Origin of the sequence: Nonomuraea sp. K271, assembly GCF_009908215.1 — a bacterium.
In the GTDB taxonomy this organism is placed as follows: domain Bacteria; phylum Actinomycetota; class Actinomycetes; order Streptosporangiales; family Streptosporangiaceae; genus Nonomuraea; species Nonomuraea longispora.
On record NZ_JAAAHR010000287.1, the window covers coordinates 1 to 6,030 of the forward strand.

The 6,030-nt window shown below is 65.2% G+C and carries 4 protein-coding genes, 1 tRNA gene and 1 pseudogene; 3 read left to right on the plus strand and 3 right to left on the minus strand.

All coding sequences use genetic code 11. The features are described 5' to 3' along the window. Together GUY59_RS45585 and GUY59_RS45590 are read left to right on the plus strand one after the other, a co-directional pair. Positions 1–570, plus strand: a 570-nt coding sequence (locus GUY59_RS45585) for an acyl-CoA dehydrogenase family protein (protein ID WP_269129099.1), incomplete at its 5' end; no start/stop codon positions are given. A 50-nt stretch (positions 571–620) separates the two neighbouring features. After that, positions 621–696, plus strand: a tRNA-Lys gene (locus GUY59_RS45590). Between the two features lie 560 nt (positions 697–1,256). Here GUY59_RS45590 and GUY59_RS45595 read toward each other — a convergent pair. The 3 genes and pseudogenes from GUY59_RS45595 to GUY59_RS45605 form a co-directional block, all read right to left on the minus strand. After that, positions 1,257–2,471 (minus strand): annotated as a pseudogene (locus tag GUY59_RS45595) (IS3 family transposase). Between the two features lie 103 nt (positions 2,472–2,574). After that, complete coding sequence (locus GUY59_RS45600; RefSeq protein ID WP_201762127.1) at positions 2,575–3,945, minus strand: hypothetical protein; 1,371 nt, start codon at positions 3,943–3,945, stop codon at positions 2,575–2,577. Between the two features lie 11 nt (positions 3,946–3,956). Beyond that, the gene (locus tag GUY59_RS45605; protein ID WP_201762128.1) at positions 3,957–5,264 is read right to left on the minus strand and encodes a M23 family metallopeptidase; all 1,308 of its coding nucleotides are present in this window, start codon (positions 5,262–5,264) and stop codon (positions 3,957–3,959) included. Positions 5,265–5,821: 557 nt separating this feature from the next. Here GUY59_RS45605 and GUY59_RS51135 point away from each other — a divergent pair. Next, the gene (locus GUY59_RS51135; protein ID WP_246064756.1) at positions 5,822–6,019 is read left to right on the plus strand and encodes a hypothetical protein; all 198 of its coding nucleotides are present in this window, start codon (positions 5,822–5,824) and stop codon (positions 6,017–6,019) included. Positions 6,020–6,030: the final 11 nt, after the last annotated feature.

The following is a 6,030-nucleotide window of genomic DNA, read 5'->3' on the forward strand; positions in this document are numbered from 1 at the left end:
GCCCCGGAGATCCACAAGAAACTCTCCCTGAGAGCCTCCGTCACCTCCTCCCTCTACTTCGACGACCTCCGCCTGCCCGCCTCCGCCGTCCTTCCCGGAGTCAGCGGCCTCAAGGGCCCGCTGTCGTGCCTGTCGGAAGCCCGCTACGGCATCGTCTGGGGCGTCGTCGGCGCCGCCCGCGCCTGCCTCGAAGCAGCCGTCGACTACGCCAAGACCCGCGTCCAGTTCGACAAACCCATCGGCGCTTTCCAGCTGACGCAGGAAAAACTCGCCTGGATGTACGTGGGCGCCGCCCAGGCCCAGCTCACCGCCCTGCACCTGGGCGAGCTGAAGGACGCGGGCCGCCTCGAACCACGGCAGATCAGCTTCGGCAAGCTCGCCAACGTACGCGCCGCCCTCGACATCGCCCGCCAGGCCCGCTCCATCCTGGGCGGGAACGGGATCACCCTGGAGTACCCTGTGATCAGGCACATGAACAACCTGGAAAGTGTGCTGACGTACGAGGGAACACAGGAGATCCACACGCTGGTGCTGGGGGAAGCGCTGACCGGGCTCGCCGCCTACCGGTGATGCAGGCGTCGCGGACAGGCCGGTAATCTCTGTACCCTTGCTGTTGCTAGGGGGCGTTAGCTCAATTGGCAGAGCTGCGGACTTTTAATCCGTAGGTTCCGGGTTCGAGCCCCGGGCGCCCTACCACTCTGTACCCCGCCTGACCTGCACTTTCTCGATTCTCGGCCGCCTTCTGTGAGGCGAAGATGGCTGAGTTCATGCTCGTCACATGCTCTTCGGCACGCGTTCGGCACATCGGCGGACCGAAAGCGAGGGCGAATTGTAGCGGTTCGCTCTCGGGCGTCGGCCGCCACAGACCGAATCGTAACGCCAGACCCGAACGACGCCCAAGAGAAGGGCTGAATGGAAGCGTTGTCGGGCGAGACACGCCGAACTTGATCGCAGACCCGTCCAAGTAGTGGTCAAGCCGCCTTCGGTCGAGTACACGCCCGGTCGATGCGGCGGCCGTCCATCTTGCAGAGATGGAATAACCGATCCAGGATCCATGCGCCGACCTGAATCGCCCCAGTTTCGGTGGAGACTTATGATGTGCCCCGAGTTCGGTGGAGCTTCACCGAAGCCGGGGCGATTCACATGGCTCACCCTCTCCTGCCAACTCACAGGCTAAGGCACCCAGGAGGCTGATGCGGGCGCAACTCGAGGCACGGATCGCTGAGGGGCGTTCCCCCGGAGTATGGACACGGGGTTCATGCTGCTTTGAGCAGACTATCGGGTTGCTGCTCGTAGTCGATCGGGCTCAGGTGCCCGAGGGTGGAATGCCTCCTTCTCGTGTTGTAGCGGGTGATCCACTTGAAGACCGCCAGGCGTGCTTGCCGCGCAGAGGACCAGCGTCGGGAGCCTTGGAGCGTCTCACGCTTGAGCGTGGCGTTGAACGCTTCCGCGGCGCTGTTGTCGGCGCTCGTGCCCACGACACCCGTCGACCGACGGACACCCAACTCGGCGCACAGCTGCGCGAACTCCTTGGAGGTGTACTGACTTCCATGATCGGAATGGAAGATCGCGCCCTCCAGGCCGCCCCTCGTGGCAACGGCAGCTCGCATCGCCTCGGCGACCAGTTCAGTGCGCATGTGGTCGGCGATCGACCAGCCCGCCAGGCGGCGTGAGTGCAGGTCCAGTACGGTCGCCAGGTACAGGAACACGCCATCGCCGACGGGCAGATAGGTGATGTCGCCGACGTAGCGCTGGTTAGGCGCTGGGGCAGTGAAGTCCCGGCCGATCAAGTCGGGCGCCTTCTGGTCGGCAGGCCCGGGCAGCGTGGTGCGTACCTTCTTGCGCAGGTGCAGCCCGATGATGTCGAAGACGCGCATGACCCGTTCGACACGCTTGTGATTGACTTTCCTGCCCTGGGCGCGCAGTTCGGCGGTGACGCGCGGGCTGCCGTAGGTGCCGTCGAACTCCTCATGTATCTGCCGGATCTTCGCAGCGAGCGCGGCATCGGCCGCCTGGCGGGCCAGCCGGGGGGGGCAGCGCCTTCAGCCACCGGTAGAAGCCGGACCGGGAGACCGACAGCACCCGGCACAACCGCTTCACGCCGAAGGCGTCGCGGTGGTCGGCAACGAACTGGAAGCGGCTCACCAGTTCGTCTCGCCCGCGAAATATTTGGCAGCTTTGCGAAGAATGTCGCGCTCCAGCTCCAGCTCCCGGATTCGGGCTTTGAGCTGCTTGTTCTCGGCTTTCAGCACGTCGTCGGACGATAGCGGCCCGCTGGCCGGCTCCTCGACCCGCCCCTTCTTCTCGGCTCCGGCGGTGCCGTTCGCGCGAGCCTCACGCACCCACAAGCGCAGCGTCTCGGGGTGCACGCCCAGGTCCCGGCCCACCGACGCGTACGTCCGGCTCGGGTCAGACAGGTACAACGCGACGGCGTCCGCCTTGAACTCCGGCGGATACGACTTCATCGCCACGTGGAACTCCTTGCCTCCGGATGTCCATCATCCGACACTCAAGGTGTCCACACTTCGGGGGGAGGGCCCTGCCGAGGTCCCAAGTGACGTCAGTCAGTCGTCCTCAGGTGACGGTGGCGGGCTGGGCGGACAGCAGGCTCTGGGACCACCCGCTGGTGTCAACGGTGCCTTGGCCGGTCAGGTCGCCGCCCTGACCGTCGTAGGGGTCGCTGTCGAAGTAGCGATGCAGGGAGTTCTCACGGTGATGGCCGTAGTAGACGCCCCCGCCGGGCGACAGCAGATGATCGAAGTTCTGCCAGGTGGTGTCGCGCAGTTGATACCGCTTCCAACTGCCCGCACCGCTGATCCGGTAGGAGAGGAGCTGCCCGCCGGTGGTGGTGCCCAGGATCCAGTCCGGTCCCGTGGCCGTGAGGGTCTTGAGCGTGAACCCGGTCCCGATGGTGGTGCCACCGGTGATATTGCTCAGCTTGGGCTTGGCCACCGTGATGGTGTAACGCAGCAGAGTGCCGTTGGCGATGCCGAACAGATGACTCTTGCCGTCATAGGCCAGCAACTCATGCGTGTAGCCCTTGCCCAAATAGACAGGAGGCTCAAAAATCAAACTCTCATTGTTGGTACGGACGTCGACGCGATAGAGCATGCCACCGGAATCGGCCTTGGTCACCAGAATCGTGTTGAAATTCAGCGTGGCCATCGCCTTAGGCGTGAACCCAAGAGTCGCCGTGGAGACCACCGCACCATGCGTACGCTTACCGCTCGCCGCGTCGATCGCGGTATAGGTCAACCGCCCGTCCGGCAACACCCCGTAAACCGAGGCGACCCCTTTCGGGCCGCTGACATAGGGCCAGATGGTGTTGACGATGATCTGTGCGTCGCCGGCCTGGACCTGGTACCGGTCCGGATAGGCCGACACCTGCACGGCCTGGCACACCTCACCGATCGGCGCGGACTTCCAGCTGTTGTTCGGGTAGACCCGCAGCATTTTGTCGAGGAAGGCATTGGTGGCCCAGGTGGGGTTGAGACGCTGCGACCTGCTTCCCCAGGAGGCGCGCTGCTGGAACAGCCCCAGACTGTCGTGGTCGACTTCCTCACTGATGTTCTGGACGCTGGTCTCCACGATGATCGTGGCCACCGCGATCACGGCTGCCCGCCGGTCCAGTCCGCGGTCGTACACAGCCTTGATCACCTTGCGGGCACAGGACACGCGGTAGGCGGACATGTAGCCGCGCATCTTGTCGTCGAGAGTGCTGTTGAGCTTGGTGGCCAGGGACGAGTCGGTCGAGGTGGGACCGTCGGGGTCGCACGCGGCCAGCTGGTAGGCGGCGGTGATGTCCGACGTGGCGGGCGGCTCCAGTCGCAACTCCTCCTGCTGCGGTGGCTCGGCGACCGCGGGGAAGGCGATGGCCGATAAGCCGATCACGGTGACGACCGCCGTGACCAGAATGCCGGCACGCGAGAGAAGAGAGCTGAGCATGCGGGCCCCTTTCACGAGGTCACGGTGGCGGGCTGGGCGGACAGCAGGCTCTGGGACCACCCGCTGGTGTCAACGGTGCCTTGGCCGGTCAGGTCGCCGCCCTGACCGTCGTAGGGGTCGCTGTCGAAGTAGCGATGCAGGGAGTTCTCACGGTGATGGCCGTAGTAGACGCCCCCGCCGGGCGACAGCAGATGATCGAAGTTCTGCCAGGTGGTGTCGCGCAGTTGATACCGCTTCCAACTGCCCGCACCGCTGATCCGGTAGGAGAGGAGCTGCCCGCCGGTGGTGGTGCCCAGGATCCAGTCCGGTCCCGTGGCCGTGAGGGTCTTGAGCGTGAACCCGGTCCCGATGGTGGTGCCACCGGTGATATTGCTCAGCTTGGGCTTGGCCACCGTGATGGTGTAACGCAGCAGAGTGCCGTTGGCGATGCCGAACAGATGACTCTTGCCGTCATAGGCCAGCAACTCATGCGTGTAGCCCTTGCCCAAATAGACAGGAGGCTCAAAAATCAAACTCTCATTGTTGGTACGGACGTCGACGCGATAGAGCATGCCACCGGAATCGGCCCTGGTCACCAGAATCGTGTTGAAATTCAGCGTGGCCATCGCCTTAGGCGTGAACCCAAGAGTCGCCGTGGAGACCACCGCACCATGCGTACGCTTACCGCTCGCCGCGTCGATCGCGGTATAGGTCAACCGCCCGTCCGGCAACACCCCGTAAACCGAGGCGGTGCCCTCGGGGGAGGGTGCCGAGCAGTTGCGGCTTTCCACGTTGCGCCAGGTTTGGTTGTTCGATTGACCGTAGGTGACGCCGTTGAAGGTCGGCTTGACCCGCTCGGAGCCGGCGAAGCCCCAGGAGGCCGACCCATTGCCGTCGGAGTCGCGTCCGAGCTCGAAGTGCAGGTGAGGGTGGCCGTTGGAGGTCTCGCCGGTCTTACCGACCTTGCCGATCATCGCTCCCCTCTGCACCCTGTCGCCGACCGATACGGCACGAGACTGCAGGTGGATGTACGTGGTGAAGTAGCCGCCGCCGTGGTTGATCTGGATCATGTTGCCGGCGTTGCCGTGCTTATAGGACTGGTTCACCGTCCCGGCCGCCGGCGCGACCAGAGTGGCGCCGTCGGTGCCGTGCTGGTCCGGCTCCTTCACCATGTCCACCGCGGGGGCGTGCGCCCACGTGTCCAGCCGCCACTTCTGGCCGCAGGGAAAGGGAAGCTGGAGGTCGGGCGCGGCCATCGCGTGGCTCGCCGTGCCGAAGACGCTGAACGCGGCGACGAGCGCCGTGGTGACGACAGCTCGTAAGAGCGTGGAGGGGGGCATGAGGTTTCTCCAGGTCGTGCCAGATGCCGGCATCGCAGTACCGGAACTCCGATGCCGGGCCGGGGCGGGACAGGGCAAATCACGGAATGGCGAATTCCGAGCCCCTTTAACGCGGCGTTCGTTTTCCAATGCTTAAAGGCAATGGACTGCGACCTTTCCGCGGGGCCGATCGTAGACAGCTCCGGTATGTCGGCGGTATGTCGGCGGTATGTCGGCGGTACTTTCCTGGCCGATGTCGGCGACACGGTCAGGGCCGAAGCGTTCTCGGTTGAGGAGGTCGTTGCTGGGATGACGCGGCTGGCTCGTGGGGGCGCCCCGGGGTACCAATGACGAACGCGACCCCCGATGATCGTTGGTTGTCTACGCCAGTCGATCAAGAACAGGGGCCGCGTTCGCGTGCCATCATCCCCGATCGACGTGCTCGCCCGCCACTCCGAGCACGTCACCGCCGCCAGTCCGCCCGCCGACCTGCTCGATCTGCCCACGCTGGCCGAAGTCCTGGACACGCTGCCGATCCACGCAGCCGGCGGGGACGCCGCTACCGGCTCGGCCCGCTCTTGGCCTTATCCCTGCTCGCCGTGCTCGGCGGAGCAACCTCCCTCAAGCAAATCACCCGCATCATCACCGGATACGACCCCCATCTGCGCGCCCAAGCCGGACTACCCGCCACCATCCGCCTGGCCGCCAGCACCCTGGGACGGCTGCTCGCCGGCTGGACGGCGACGCCTTCGACACCGCCGTCTACGGCTACCTGACCGCCCTCACC